General features: G+C 34.7%; 12 protein-coding genes and 1 riboswitch. Of the genes, 3 read left to right on the top strand and 9 right to left on the bottom strand.

What is annotated here, in order from left to right; all coding sequences use genetic code 11:
- Nucleotides 1–290 precede the first annotated feature (290 nt).
- The 5 genes from LQ694_RS09740 to fni all read right to left on the bottom strand — a co-directional run bounded on the left by LQ694_RS09740 (nt 291) and on the right by fni (nt 5,631).
- Entirely contained in the window at nt 291–1,367 is a 1,077-nt protein-coding gene (locus LQ694_RS09740) for a phosphomevalonate kinase (RefSeq protein ID WP_058612077.1), read from the bottom strand.
- 12 nt (nt 1,368–1,379) lie between these two features.
- Nucleotides 1,380–2,363, bottom strand: a complete 984-nt coding sequence (gene mvaD, locus LQ694_RS09745) for a diphosphomevalonate decarboxylase (RefSeq protein ID WP_218697092.1) — start codon at nt 2,361–2,363, stop codon at nt 1,380–1,382.
- Between the two features lie 5 nt (nt 2,364–2,368).
- Nucleotides 2,369–3,292 (bottom strand): mevalonate kinase, encoded by a 924-nt coding sequence (gene mvk / locus LQ694_RS09750; protein WP_096791619.1) that lies wholly within the window; start codon nt 3,290–3,292, stop codon nt 2,369–2,371.
- Between the two features lie 117 nt (nt 3,293–3,409).
- The gene (locus LQ694_RS09755; RefSeq protein WP_065381525.1) at nt 3,410–4,384 is read right to left on the bottom strand and encodes an SMP-30/gluconolactonase/LRE family protein; all 975 of its coding nucleotides are present in this window, start codon (nt 4,382–4,384) and stop codon (nt 3,410–3,412) included.
- 200 nt (nt 4,385–4,584) lie between these two features.
- The gene (fni, locus tag LQ694_RS09760; protein WP_025907581.1) at nt 4,585–5,631 is read right to left on the bottom strand and encodes a type 2 isopentenyl-diphosphate Delta-isomerase; all 1,047 of its coding nucleotides are present in this window, start codon (nt 5,629–5,631) and stop codon (nt 4,585–4,587) included.
- 201 nt (nt 5,632–5,832) lie between these two features.
- Between fni and LQ694_RS09765 the strand changes: the two genes are divergently transcribed.
- Entirely contained in the window at nt 5,833–6,744 is a 912-nt protein-coding gene (locus LQ694_RS09765; protein WP_096791621.1) for an osmoprotectant ABC transporter substrate-binding protein, read from the top strand.
- Nucleotides 6,745–6,931: 187 nt separating this feature from the next.
- Here the strand turns inward: LQ694_RS09765 and LQ694_RS09770 are convergent, their stop codons facing one another.
- The gene (locus LQ694_RS09770) at nt 6,932–8,176 is read right to left on the bottom strand and encodes a Glu/Leu/Phe/Val family dehydrogenase (protein ID WP_096791622.1); all 1,245 of its coding nucleotides are present in this window, start codon (nt 8,174–8,176) and stop codon (nt 6,932–6,934) included.
- Between the two features lie 676 nt (nt 8,177–8,852).
- On the opposite strand from LQ694_RS09770, the gene LQ694_RS09775 reads away from it, so the two are divergent.
- On the top strand, nt 8,853–9,776 hold the full coding sequence (locus LQ694_RS09775; protein WP_058592100.1) for an AEC family transporter: 924 nt from the start codon (nt 8,853–8,855) through the stop codon (nt 9,774–9,776).
- Here the strand turns inward: LQ694_RS09775 and LQ694_RS09780 are convergent.
- Nucleotides 9,773–11,080 carry an NtaA/DmoA family FMN-dependent monooxygenase gene (locus LQ694_RS09780; protein WP_058612084.1) on the bottom strand — a complete coding sequence of 436 codons (1,308 nt, stop codon included), beginning with the start codon at nt 11,078–11,080 and terminating at the stop codon, nt 9,773–9,775. The two genes, LQ694_RS09775 and LQ694_RS09780, sit on opposite strands and share 4 nt — an antisense overlap.
- Nucleotides 11,081–11,110: 30 nt before the next feature.
- On the bottom strand, nt 11,111–11,863 hold the full coding sequence (locus tag LQ694_RS09785) for a 3-oxoacyl-ACP reductase (protein WP_218697093.1): 753 nt from the start codon (nt 11,861–11,863) through the stop codon (nt 11,111–11,113).
- A 109-nt stretch (nt 11,864–11,972) separates the two neighbouring features.
- A riboswitch (TPP riboswitch) is annotated at nt 11,973–12,073 on the bottom strand.
- Between the two features lie 131 nt (nt 12,074–12,204).
- Between LQ694_RS09785 and LQ694_RS09790 the strand changes: the two genes are divergently transcribed.
- Nucleotides 12,205–13,353 (top strand): NAD(P)-binding domain-containing protein, encoded by a 1,149-nt coding sequence (locus LQ694_RS09790; RefSeq protein ID WP_196968427.1) that lies wholly within the window; start codon nt 12,205–12,207, stop codon nt 13,351–13,353.
- A gap of 51 nt (nt 13,354–13,404) precedes the next feature.
- Here LQ694_RS09790 and LQ694_RS09795 read toward each other — a convergent pair whose 3' ends face one another.
- Nucleotides 13,405–15,366 (bottom strand): fructose-specific PTS transporter subunit EIIC, encoded by a 1,962-nt coding sequence (locus LQ694_RS09795; protein ID WP_058612087.1) that lies wholly within the window; start codon nt 15,364–15,366, stop codon nt 13,405–13,407.
- Between the last annotated feature and the right edge of the window lie 17 nt (nt 15,367–15,383).

Consider the following 15,383-nt stretch of genomic DNA (forward strand, 5'->3'; position numbering starts at 1 on the left):
TCAAGACTGGCCAAACAAGATAAATAGAAGTGCTGTATTTATCAAGACTGACCAAACAAGATAAATAGAAGGTTTGTATTTATCAAGACTGGCCAAACAAGATAAATAGAAGTGCTGTATTTATCAAGACTGACCAAACAAGATAAATAGAAGGTTTGTATTTATCAAGACTGACCAAACAAGATAAATAGAACTGTCGAATATTGCAAGACAGCCCTAACTAGCAACATTCCCCATATATCATTGCACAAAAAAGCTAGGACTTGTTCAAAGTCCTAGCTTTTCTCATTTTATTGTCCGTGATAAATACTAAAGTTAAGTGGCTTAATGCCATTGCTCAACCATTCATTGTATATTTTTTGTTTATTTCTATCGTTTTCTACAATTGTAATACCGCAGTCTCCGCCGCCAGCTCCTGATGTTTTACTTGCGCCACCGTATGATTCTCCGATATCGCATAATTTTTTAAGATGTGGTGTTTCGATATCTATTGTAGCGAATGAATCTAAATATTGTATAACAGTACGATTCTTTCTAATTGTATCTTGAACACCTTGTATATTGTTTGTCTTAAATGATTTAATAAGTTGTTCAACATATTTCTGTGATTGATCTAAAAATTGTGTATATATTGTTGGGTCTGCTTTTAAGCGTTTGACTTCACTTACTAAATGATGTGAAGAAGCGGGTGAGCCTGTCCAACCGATTAATACTTCCATATGCTCTGGAGCTTGAAGTGGTTCGATGTGTAAGCCTGGCCAGTTTTTATAAAGGACGTCCATTACAGATGTTTCTTCTATTTGTTGTTTGACCCAAACGTGATCAAAAGTACTATAGACTAACCAACCTGTATAAACACTTACTGCGATATCACCGCAAGAACTTAAACTTTGTAATTTCATATTAGCGATAACAGCTAATTTATAAATAAATAAATTTGATAATTGTAAGTTATAGAATTCGTTTAGAGCTTTGATAACAGATACTAATACGGCTGCACTAGAACCTAAACCATATTTATGGCCAGATGCATCATCAAGGTTACTATCAATCGTTAAGTTATAATGTCTTAATGTGACATTGGAACTTTTAGCAAATTGTTCAAAGACTTCTATAGCTTGTGTAATATATTTAAGCTGATCTGCAGCATCATTATCAGAAATGATGATTTTGTCTTGTTCTCTTGTAAATGTAATCGGCTCATGATGTAAAGTCTTAGAATGGATAAATCCTGATGATGAATTCGTATCTTCAATTGTTGCCGTCACAAATCGATCAACTGCAATTAAGACAGATTTATATCCAGGCTCTGTTACTGCATATTCTCCAGCAATATACAGCTTTCCTGGCGCTTTGACTTGAATCATTATATCTCTTCCTTACTCAATAATTTCAATTCCTGTGTTTGTAATATCACTCGCAATAACTTGTTCTTTATTAAAAGATTTAAGTAAAGCGTCTATTATAAATTGCTGGTTTTTCTTTTCGACTAATATTTTAACATTTGGACCTGCATCCATTGTAAAATAGCATGGATATCCCGCTTTTCTACATTGATGTACAATATCCATAACTTCATAACTTTCTGGTACTAAGTATGTGAAAGGTGGCTGTGCACCTAGATTAGTAGCGTGCATGCGTAAGCCATTTTCTTCTATGACTTCACCTAAATGTTTGAAGTCTTTGTTACGTATCGCTTCTTTAACTAATGCAATATCTTCATCAACATGATCTAACCAATATTGGTAGAAACGAGATGTGTCTCTTGTATGGGACATGCCTGAACGACTAGATACTTTTTTAGATTGGTTATTAATGACAACAAATACCATTGATAAATCTTCTTCCCAACCTTGTGCATCGATTGCGTGTGCATATGACGTTTCATCGTCATGACCTTTTTCCCATTCAGCAAATCCACCAAAAATACTTCTAGAAGCTGAGCCTGAACCTCTTCTAGCTAATCTTGATAAATCTTTTTCAGACATATTCAAGTTAAGTGCTTCGTTACAAGCTCCTGCAAGGGCTGCAAATGCACTTGCTGATGAAGCAAGACCTGCTGCTGTAGGAACATAATTGACACTTTCAATATAAGCATAGTGTGAAGTATGACTACGTTCTCTTACAAGGTTCATAAACTGATAAATTTTCTTCGATTGTTCTTCGTTTACTTCTTCACCATTTAGAACGAGTATATCTTTCGTGTATTCAGGACTAAATGTTACTTTTGTTTCTGTATAAAATTTATCAAGCGTAACGGATAAGCTATTATTCATGGGGATGATAAGTGATTCATCGGCTTTTCCCCAATATTTAATTAAAGCAATATTTGTGTGCGCACGGGCTTTACCACTCATATTCAATCTCGTTAACCTCCTAAATTTTCAATCCAAGTATGATGAGCACCGAATTTTTCAGCACTTGTTGCAATTTTTTCAGCAATGTCGAGATTTTGAGCGAGTACAATCATGCTGCCACCACGGCCGCCGCCTGTAAGCTTGCCAGCGGTTGCACCTTGTAATTTACTTATTTCAAGTAATGCTTCAATATTGTCATGACTAACTGTTAACTTGCGTAAATTTTCTTGTGCACGTTCAAATACGTGTGCTAATTGTGTGAAATCATGATGTTCGATTGCTTCATTAGCATCATATACGAGCGTACCGATATGCTCTATGTACTGCATATATTGTTCGTTATGATTACATAACTGGTGTACATCTTCGACTGCTTGTTTAGTAGAACCTTGAACACCTGTATCTATCACGACCATATAGCCGTTTATGGATAATGGTTTTAAAGTAGTTACTTTTCCTTGGTGGAACCATACTGGTTTATTAGAGACAATCGTTTGTGTATCGATGCCACTCGGTTTGCCATGCGCGATTTGTTCTGCCCAATTCGCTTCTTCTATTAATAATTCATCAGAAAGAGGCTCTCCTATATAATCATAACTTGCTCTTACAAAGGCGATAGCCATAGCAGCACTGGAACCTAATCCTCTTGAAGGGGGAAGATTTGTTTCGAATTTAACATTTATAGGCTCTTCGATATGATATTTATCGATAAATCTTGAAATAACAGATTTAATATGTTCAGGAGCTGATTGTAACGTTCCTTCATATACATCACTATTAATATATGAAGTATCACCAGCGTTAAGAGACTGGATCGTTACTTTCACTTTACCTGTTGTAAATGGAATCGCTATTGCTGGTTGTCCAAAAGTAACAGCATGTTCTCCTATTAAAATAACTTTCCCATTTGCTTCCCCGTATCCTATTTGTGCCATATTTTCAATCACCTTTAGTATTTCTTATTTTATTTTTGTTAAACACTTTATTATTATAAAGCTCTGTCACCATATATTCAAAAACTTTAACTAATTAATGTGTAATTATTACAATTTTTAATGAAATTGATAGCTATTATGACCTTTTGCAAAGCCTTTTGCTGTAAATAACCATGAATCGCCACCACGTTCTATATCATTGGCACAAATGATTAATTGATTTGTACCGGGTATAAATGCAGGATGTGTCGATCTTAACATATGCCCTTGGTCGCGACCTGGCATTAATATTTGTCCGATAGGGTAACCACTTTTATTAAAGACAAGTACTCTACCTTGACCATACATAGCAACATAAAGGTTATCGTCGCTATCAATGCAACAAGAATCAGGGCCTTCATGACCTGTAAAATGATATGGAATAGATGCACCAAATGGTTCAATTGTCACACCGTCTTCTTCTAATGAAATACGATGTAATCTATTCGCATTTGTTTCAGTCACCCATAGTACACGTTCATCTGTACTTAATGCAATACCATTTGCTACTGCGATATTTTGAATAATAGGTGTAATCGTTTGATGATCAGGTGAGACATAATATACGCCACCAAGTGGATTTGTAGAGTATCCTCTAAAATCCGTAAAGTAGAATCCACCTTTACTATCAAATACTAAATCATCAACGCAATATTCTGTATCGATATCAGAAACGATACTTTGTGGATTTTTGCCGTCTGCATCAGTAGCAAAAATACCACCAGAACTTTTGAAGTCACCTAAATAAGACATATATAATCGTCCGTCTTTATGTATTTTAACAGAAGCCGGGTTAGTTTTCTTAGATTTAAATACTGTATTAACTTTTTTCTCAGGTAAATCTACGCGGAAAATAGTTCCGCCAAATACTTCACATAAGAAAAGATTATGATTTCTATCAAAGCATAAACCTTCTAATTGAAGACCTTCATCAGAAATTTTGAGCCAAGGTTCAGCTGTTACAGTTTGCAAGTGCTGTTCATGCGCAAGTAGCGGTACAGCACTTTTTGAAGCTTCCGTATAATATAAAGATGGTATATGTTGATTAGACATGATAATCTCTCCTTTAAGTTGTACAATATAGAAAAGTACACATGTACTTTAAAGATATGTTTAATATATATGTTTAATATTATCACTTTTAACTTACAATGAAAATGAATATTAAATTGCGAAAAATATGAATGATGTTTGAGATATTATAGTCATATAAAAAACAGCTTTTCGACAAGAAGAAAAGCTGTTTTTTATGATTAAGCTTTAATTGATTTCGCGCGTTGTTCTACATATGTCTGTAATTCTGGAGACAATACATAGCTGACTGATTTTAAATCAGATACGTTTGATGCATTCAATAAATTAGCAATGACATGCATTTGTTCTATAAATTGTTTCATATGTTCAATTGTATCTTCTACACCATAAGCATCTAAATATTTGAGAACATATCCAGATAAGCCAACAGCTTCTGCGCCTAGTACAAGAGACTTAATGGCATCGAGTGGGTTTTTAACGCCACCACTAGCTAATATGTGAATATCTGCATTTAATAATTGTGCTTCTAATAAGCTTTGAACAGTACTTTGTCCCCATTGATTTAAGAATGCCATATCTTTTAATGGTCTTCTTTGATTTTCAATGTCAGCAAAATTCGTACCGCCTCTACCACTGACATCTACATATTGAATGCCAATATCTTTAACTTTTTGAATCGTTTCAGCACTCATACCGAAACCAACTTCTTTGATGATCACTGGTATATCAATATTATCTTGAATTTCTTGAATGTTCGTTAACCAATTTTCAAATTCAGTATCACCTTCAGGCATTATCAGTTCTTGTGGTGCATTGACGTGAATTTGTAAGGCATCAGCATTTAAAAGTTCTATTGATTTCTTAGCTTTTGCATATTCAATATCTGCTCCAACATTACTAAATATTAGACCTTCAGGATTTTCGTCACGTACTACTGTGAAACTTGATTCAGCGTTAGGGTCTTTTAGAGCTGAATGTGTAGAACCTACTGCCATAGGTATGTTACAAGCTTTAGCTATTTGAGCTAACTCTTTGTTAATAGTTGCTGCTCTTTCACTTCCACCCGTCATCGCATTGATATAAATAGGGTATTTAAAAGTGAAATGCGGAAACTTTACTGATAAATCAATTTGATTTTTATTAATAGAAGGAATGGATTGATGTATAAGCTGTACTTTATCAAAATCAGTACTAACTGGTGAATACGTATCTAATGCCAGCTGAATATGTTCATTCTTCCTTTTGCTTCTTAATGAGTCGTCCATTCATTTATCCTCCGTGCGTCTATATGTTTAATGATATATTTTATCTTAATACACATTATAGCAGTTGTATAATTGAATATAAACTAAACATTGTTATACAATCCGCTTCTAAATCTTTTTCCAAATACCTGAAAAATCAATCAAACAATTTATGCTAATATTAATACTATACAAATATACATAAAATGGAGGAGAATCGTTATTAAATTTAAAAAACTTACTTTAATTTTAATTTGTACATTATTATTAAGCGGTTGTACTTTACCAGGCTTAGGTGGCACATCGTCTGATACAGTGAAAATTACGGCGCTTGCTACAAGTGAGTCTCAAATCATGGCGCATATGATTCGCTTACAAATCGAGCATGATACAAAAGGGGAAGTAAAACCGATAATTGTAAATAATCTTGGTTCAGCGGTAATTGAACATAACGCGATATTAAATGATAATGCTCAAATATCTGCTACAAGATATACAGGTACTGATTTAGTAGGTGCTTTAAACTCTGAACCCATTACAAATACTAAAAAAGCTGAGAAAGCTGTCAAAACAGGTTTCCAAAAGAAATTTGATCAAACATTTTTTGACTCATATGGATTTGAAAATACCTTTGCATTTACAGTCACTAAAGAAACAGCTAAAAAGTACAATTTAAAAAAAGTTTCGGATTTAGCTAAACATAAAGATGAACTAAGAGTAGCAAGTGATCCTACATGGATTAAGAGAAAAGGGGACGGCTATCCAGCTTTTTCAAAAGCATACGGATTTGAATTTAAGGATATTAGAACAATGCAAATAGGACTCGTATATGATGCATTGAAGAATAAGAGCATCGATGCAGCACTTGGATATACAACAGATGGTAGAATTGCTGCGTATGATTTGGTGACACTAGAAGATGATCGTCACTTCTTTCCACCTTATGACGCCAGCCCATTAGCAACAAATGATTATTTAAAAAATAATCCAACAGCTAAAAAATCTATAGAAAAATTGGTTGGGAAAGTATCCACTGAAAAAATGCAAGAATTGAATTATAGAGCAGACGGTCAAAAAGAAGAGCCAGCTATAATCGCAGAAAAATTCCTTAAAGCACATCACTACTTTGAATAGTTAATATAGTAAAAAGCAGGAACCACAAGTGCGGTTACTGCTTTTTTGATACATATTGAGGATGAAATATAAGGGGAATAGGAGATTCATGGCTTAATAGGGACGTTAAGCCAAGAGATAGCCCAAGTCGTGGCTTAAGTACCGCGTAAAGCCACGACTTAGATTATTTTCTTTAATATTCTATTTATTAAGCCCATCCTCTGAAACGTGTTGCTTCTGCTGTACGTCTAACACCTACAACGTAAGCTGATAATCTCATGTCTAACTTTCTTTTTTGTGAAATGTCATATACTTTGTCAAAAGCTTCTACAATTTTAGTTCTTAATAACTGATTTACTTCTTCTTCTGACCAATATAGTCCTTGATTGTTCTGTACCCATTCAAAGTATGAAACAGTTACACCGCCGGCACTAGCAAGTACATCGGGAATTAAAAGTACATCATTTTCTGTCAGAATACGAGTTGCTTCTTGTGTTGTAGGACCGTTAGCCGCTTCTGCTACTATACTCGCTTTTATGTCTCTTGCATTTTGTGCGGTGATTTGATTTGCTAAAGCTGCTGGTACTAAAATGTCACAATCTATTCCAAATATATCTTCGTTCGGAATAATGTTATCAAATAAAGGTGTGATTCTGCCGTGTTCTTTACGAAGTTCTAATAAATGATCAATATCTAAACCTTCTGGATCATATATAGCACCACGACTTTCTGAGATACATACAATTTTTGCACCTTTATCATGTAGGATTTTAGCGATAAAGCTACCGGCATTACCAAATCCTTGTACAACAACTTTTGAACCTTCGATATTTATATGTTTACGTTTAGCCGCTTCTTCAATCGTAATCACAGCACCTAATGCTGTTGCTTGTTCACGACCAAGTGAACCACCTAAAGAAATGGGTTTACCTGTAATGAAATTTGGCGCGTTAACTTTATGCATAATACTATATTCATCCATCATCCAAGACATGATTTGAGCATCTGTATATACATCTGGTGCAGGAATATCCTTAGTTGGTCCGACGATTTGAGCAATTGCTCTAACATATCCACGTGACAATCTTTCTAGTTCATTTTGACTCATGCTATGAGGGTCACATTGAATTGCCCCTTTACCACCACCATAAGGTAAGTTAACGAGACCACATTTTAAAGTCATCCACATAGATAATGCTTTTACTTCATTTTCATCTACATCAGGATGGAAGCGGACGCCACCTTTAGTAGGTCCTACTGAACTATTATGTTGAGATCGATATCCTGTAAAAGTTTTTACAGATCCATCGTCCATTTTAACTGGAATACGAACTCTTAAAAATCTAGCAGGTTCTTTAATCAATTCAAAAAGACCTTCATCATACCCTAATTTATATAAAGCTTGTTCAATTATATTTTGTGTGGAAGTTACAAGATTGCTATTTTCACTCATGATTGGCGCTCCTTTGTTGGTTAAAATAATGTCTAAAAAAAACATATTAAATAAAATCATAATACAAATGAAAATGGTTTTCAATAAAATAAACAGAATTTACTAAAAATTCTAATATGTATAATGATGAAATTTGTCGTATTTTAATGTAATGAGTGCAAGTGGTTGGTAGTAATTGGAAGTCATGATATAATTCAATTACGAGCATATACAAATATAATGAAATCATTATATTTACTAGTGTGAATGAATCTGGGACAAATGAATTTTTGTCCCAGATTCTTCTTTTTTATGTAAATCAAGAGGTGTAGAAAAGAGGTTCATGAAGTTATAATGTATATTTTATAAATTGAGTAATGAGTGAAATGAGAATATTGGATGAGATGTGAGTTAAAGGCAGAGTAAACTCACGAGATTACAAAAGATGTGAGTTAAAGGCAGAATAAACTCACGAGATCGTCAAAGATGTGAGTTAAAGAGGCAGTAAACTCACAAGTTCCATAAAAACCCAGCTCTATCCCACACCTCAGCACCTAATCCGATTCAAAGTTTGTATCATTTTCTCACATATAGCACACGATTATTTGCAATACTAAAAAGACGCCCCCAACAATTATCTAAGAATGTTATGATATTACTATCAAAAACTTATCTTATACATCGTGGGGGTGTCTTTTTGTCTGAAATGCTCAATATTTTACTAACGGTTGTTGTACCGATTTTTCTAATGACAGCGTTAGGTTATGTTCTTCAAAAGCGTGTGAAACTTGATTTACGTACGCTCGCAAAATTAAATATCAATGTGTTTGTGCCTGGATTTATTTTTGCGAAGTTTTACAAAGCTGAGTTAGCGGTAAATTTATTATTATTAATCATCGTATTCTTCGTTATATACATAATTGCTTTATATATCGTCGCATTTGCTATCGCCAAAATGCAAAATTTAGATAAGGGTAAAGAGACGACTTTAACCAATAGTGTGCTCTTCTTTAACTCTGGTAACTATGGTGCGCCGTTAAATGATATTGTATTTAAAAGTGATCCACTTGCAATGTCTGCACAAGTTATTGTATTAACGCTACAAAATGTCTTCACGTTTACATATGGTGTCTTCGCAATTCAATCCGTTCAATTAGGTAAACTTAAAGCATTACTCAATTACTTTAAGATGCCCATTATTTATGCACTCGTTCTTGCTATTATTTTAAACTATAATCATATTCCAATTCCTGAGTTCATGTGGACGACTGTCAGTTATTTGTCTGACGCTATGATTGCGATTGCTTTAATTCTTCTCGGTGCACAAATTGCCAATATTAAACTTAATTTTAAATGGTCATCTTCTTATATTTATATCTTTATAAGATTAGTTGTTGGACCTGCTATCGCATTTGTCATCATAAAATGCATGGGGTTAGATGGCATTATCGCACAAACATTGTTTATAGCTTCAGCGATGCCAACATCCGTGAACAGCTCAGTTATTGCACAAGAATATGATAATTATCCAGCTTTAGCTGCAGAATTAGTCTTCATGTCTACGTTGTTTAGTTCTATTTCTGTTGTTATTGTCATTTATTTATCTTATTTAATTTTTTAATGTACATTTAAAAGCTCTTTAAATGTATGACTTGAATAAGCTTCTCTATACAGTCCGCGTCGTTGTAATTCTGGAACAATATATGTTACAAAATCTTCAAGACTATGTGGTAAAGTAGGTGGCATTAAATTAAAGCCATCAGCAACTCCAGACTTAAACCAAAGCTCCATTTCATCTACTATTTCTTCAGGTGTACCTATTAATGTAAGATGCCCACCACCTGCATTGAGATAACCTAATAATTCTCTCACTGTAGGGTCGGTATCTTCTATAATTTCTAAAATCGTTTCATATCTGCCTACTGGACCATCGAATGCTTCTACAGGTGGCAGTTCTGGGACAGGTTCATCCAATGCCCATTTCGAACAATCTTGTCTAACAAACGTACTTAATTGTTTAATGGCATTTTCAATTGGTAAAGCTTTATCTAATTTTTCTTTTTTGAGCAGTGCTTCTTCACGTGTTTCCCCAACATAAGTGACTAATCCTGGGAAGACTTTAATATATTTCTCGGGTGTATCACTTTCGCTGATGGCCGTATTTAATTTATTTCTATAAGCTTTCGCTTGTTTCAAGTTCCATGATACTGAATAAACTGCGTCTGCATGTTTGACGGCTAACGCAATACCTTGTTTGGATGCACCAGCTTGCATAGCAACAGGTTTGCCTTGTGGGCTACTCGGTGTCGATAACGGTCCATTTACTTGGAAATAATCGCCAGAATGATGAAAAGCATGCACATGCTCATGATTAATCACTTTATTGTTATGACGGTCATGAACGAAGTCTTCTTTATGCCAAGATGTAAACAGTTTATCCATCAATTCAGCAAATTCTTGTGCTTTATGATATCTAGCATCATGCTGAGGTAAAGCTTTCATACTATGATTTTGAGCTTCTATATCAGTCATAGATGTTACTAAGTTCCAACCAACACGACCATTCGTTGCATGATCAAGAGTTAAAATTTGCCTAGCCGCAGTATAAGGGTTTGAAAATGAGCTTGATATTGTTGAAACTAGACCAATATGTTGTGTAACTTGTGATATAGCAGTTAAATTCACAATCGGATCTAACCAGAATGCAGGTAATTCACTATCTGACTTTGCAGGGAATGATTGATTATCTGCAAAGAACACAGCATCTAATAAACCTCTTTCTGATAGTTGTGCTAATGATTGATAATAAGAGATATCACCAATCTGTTCGATAGAGGAGTCTTCCATAAGCCATGCTGCTTGATGATGGCCACAGCCATATAATAAGACACCAATATTGAGTTGATCACTTCTTAAATTACGCATTTCTATTCTCCTTATCTCTCTTTTGGAATTCTAGTTCATTGTTAAGCCGCCATCTACAGTATAATTTTGTCCAGTTATACCATTTGCTTTATCAGAAGCAAGGAAGCTCACCATATTTGCGACATCTTGTGGTGAAGTGACTTTTTTAAGAGGTGTTGATTGAGCAATTAAGTCGAACACTTCAGGTGTTGTTACAGAGCTGGCATCAGTCGTTTTGAGTAGGCCACCAGAAACAACATTGGCTGTAATGCCGTATTGACCTAATTCAGCAGCGATATTACGCGTGAAGCCAATTAAACCAGCTTTCGCAGTTGTATATTCATGATAAGGTACGACAGGATTTTGGAATAAGTTCGTACCAATACTAATGACAGCACCTTGTTTTCTTTCTATGAATTGTGGTGCAACACTTTGCACGATATTAAATGCTGCTTTTAATGTGCCATCAATTTGCTGTTGATAGTCTTCCCATGCAAGATCGACGAATGCTTTTTGTTTTACTGGATCAAATTTAAAGTTAACTAAAGCATTATTGACGACGACATCAATTTTTCCAAAATGTTTCGTACCTTCATCAATTAACTGATCAGCTTCAGAGCGATTCGTCACATCCGCTTGAATAGCAATCGCTTGTTCTGCTCCAATTTCATCAACTAACTGTTCTGCTAACGCTTTACTATTATGATAATTAATGATGACTTGATGTCCCTCAGATGCTAATGTACGTGCGATTGTTGCGCCTAATCCTCTACTACTACCTGTTACTAATATTGTCTTTGTCATATGTAACACTCCTATATAGAATTTTAAATAAAAAAATACACAACCTTCTCGTAAGAAAGTTGTGTAAAAACAAAGATATTTATAAAAAGGGCATAGTCATCCCTATAAATTCATTTCACAAACACTTTCCTACGCTAGTACGATCTAGTTCAGGTTCAAAGGGTTCGAGTTCATCCTCATCTCAGTTAAAAAACACCCCTAGTGCATCTATTTAATTACTATCAATGTATAGTTTTTAATAATCGATGTCAAGTTTGTATAAATGTCAGTTGCAAATGATAGGGAAAATCGGTTATGATATAAAACGTATTCATTACGATTTATAAAATGAAGGTGATAAGATGAAGTGGACGATAGTAGGTGGTGGCATCCACGCGATAACGATAGCATTAGAATTAAAAATTAAAGGATTAAAAAATAAAGATTTAACAATTATTGACCCACATGATGTGTTCTGTCATCAATTTGACCATCGAACACAGAATATTAGTATGCCTTATTTAAGGTCTCCAATCGTACACCATGTTCACCCAAATCCTTTTCATTTAAAACAATATTTTAAGAAAATGGATTATGCAGGTGGTATTTATGGCAAGTATAAAAGACCAAAAAGAGATATGTTTATGGACCATACAGCGGAACAAGTTAAATATTATCGATTAACGGAATGTCATATTAAAGACACGGCTGTAGATATAAAGAAAAATCGCGATAAATGGTGTATCGTATTGGAATCTGGGGAGATGATATATACAGAGAATGTTATCATCGCATCTGGTTGTAACCATAAGCCAAAGGTTCCAGAAATGTATGAGCATGCACAAGATGTACAACATATTTTTGAAGATGCAAATATTCAATTTAATGAAAGTTCTCATGTTGTTGGAAGTGGGATATCAGCTGCACATTTAGCTTTAAAATTAATTTATCATGATGATGAAAAACATGTGCATTTATGGACGAATAAGCCGTTAGAAATTCATGATTTTGATGCTGATCCAGGGTGGTTAGGACCTAAAAATATGGCAAGCTTTTCAAAAGTAATAGATCCAGAAGAGAAGATGGATATTGTCTTAAAAGAACGTCATAAAGGTTCGATGCCACAAGAGTTATTCATTAGATTAAAGAAATATGTGAAAAAGGGCAGACTTACGATACATCTCAATGAATTAGATCATATTAACAATCATCAAATCATAACAGTAGATGGGAAACATATGGATTATGATCATATATTGTTGGCAACAGGATTTGATAATACTTTATTAACACAACCGATATTAAATCGTTTAATTCATGAGTATGAAGCACCACTCAATAAATGTGGATATCCTGAAATTAGCAAACATTTAGAATGGTTGCCGAATTTATTTGTATCAGGTGGATTAGCAGATTTAGAACTGGGACCTTTCGCTAGAAATATTATGGGTGGAAGAGAAGCGGCACGCAAAATAGGTGAGAAGTATCACGAAATAGAGCAATGCAGTTAGACTTATTAAACATAGAAAAGCCTGGAACAAATTCGTTCCAGGCTTTTTAAATTAAATTTCTTTCAAAATGTTATAAATAGCTTCTGTGCTTTCAGCGTTGATTAATTTTTCTCTTGTTTCATCATCCATAAGTGTACGTGACAGTCTTTGTAATAGCTTCAAGTGTGTATCACTACTATCATTTGGTACAGCAATTAAGAAGATGATTTTAGGTTGTGTTTCATCTAAGCTTTCCCATTCAACACCATGTTTGTTTTTCAGAACAGCTACGACAGGCTGTTTGACAACATTTGATTTAGCATGCGGGATGGCTACATTCATACCGATTGCTGTTGTTGATTCTGATTCGCGTTTCAATACAGCTTCTTTTAACATTTCTTCATCGTCTATAAAGTTGTGATGTTTTAAATTGTGAATCAGTTTATCTATTGCGTCATCTCGAGACATCTCAGCGTCTTCTATCGTAATGACTTTTTCATGAAAGACTTGTTCTGATTCTGTCTGAGTTTCATCATTTGAACTTGATGTTTCTTTTTGATCGTTATCATCTTCATCTAATCCCATAAATGATGTTGTGATACCGCTATTAGATGATTCCATTTCAGGTGTTGCAATTGTTGCTTCTTTTTTCTTTAATAAAAGTGTAACAAGCATTGTAACACTACTTCCGATGATGACAGCAATAAAGAACCATAGTATTTTATCGATACCACCAAGTACAGCTACAATCGGACCACCATGTGCAACTCTATCGCCAACGCCACCTATAGCTGCGATCGCTGCTGCAACCATTGCACCAATCATATTTGCAGGAATAATACGTAATGGGTCTTGTGCGGCGAATGGAATAGCACCTTCAGTAATACCAAATAAGCCCATCGTAAATGATGCTTTACCCATTTCAATTTCACCTTTATTAAATTTACGTCTATTGATAAAAGTAGCAAGACCTAAACCAATTGGTGGTGTACATACAGCTACTGCAACCATCCCCATAACGGCATAGTTTCCTTCAGCAATTAAAGCTGATCCGAATAAGAAAGCAACTTTGTTTACTGGACCCCCCATATCGAATGCAATCATAGCTCCGATAATAAGCGCTAAGATAATACTATTTGTACCTTGCATACCTTTTAACCATGTTGTTAAGCCTTCAAAAATACTCGCAATCGGTGCACCAATAACAAATATGAAAATAAGTCCTACAATAATTGAAGAAATAATAGGAATAATGATAATTGGCATAATCGGTGCCATTGCTTTAGGAATTTTAATGTTTTTAATCCATTTTGCAATATAACCTGCTAAGAAACCAGCGACAATACCACCTAAGAATCCTGCACCAGCTTCACTTCCGTAAAAGCTACCATCAGCAGCAATTGCGCCACCAATCATACCTGGTACTAAACCTGGTTTATCAGCAATACTAACTGCAATGTAACCAGCTAGAATTGGAACCATAAAGCTAAATGCTAAACTACCGATATTTTCAATAGATTTCCAGAATGAATCATCAGGAATTTTAAGGCCTTCAGGTGTTGTATGCCCACCTAAAGTTAAAGCAATGGCCATTAATAAACCACCGACTACGATAAATGGCACCATGAATGAAACACCATTCATTAAATGTTGGTAGACCATTTGTAGACCGCTTTTTTGATCTTCGTCATCATCTGTTTGTTTATTGCCACCTTTTTCATGATGGATATGCGCATCTTGATCGATGATGCGTTGAATTAATAATTTAGGGTTGTGAATACCTTCTCTAACACTTTCGTTAATTAATCGTTTCCCGTCAAATCTTGATAAATCAACTTGTCTGTCAGCAGCGATAATAATACCGTCTGCTTCTCTAATTTCTTTTGATGTCAGAACATTTTCTGCACCGACACCACCTTGTGTTTCTACTTTAATATCTATGCCCATTTCTTTTGCGGCTTGTTCTAATTTTTCTTGAGCCATATAAGTATGTGCAATCCCGTTTGGACAAGATGTAATTGCTAATATTTTCATAACGTCAGCTCCTTCTT

The organism is Mammaliicoccus sp. P-M58 (genome assembly GCF_022386165.1).
GTDB classification, from domain to species: Bacteria; Bacillota; Bacilli; order Staphylococcales; family Staphylococcaceae; genus Mammaliicoccus; species Mammaliicoccus sciuri.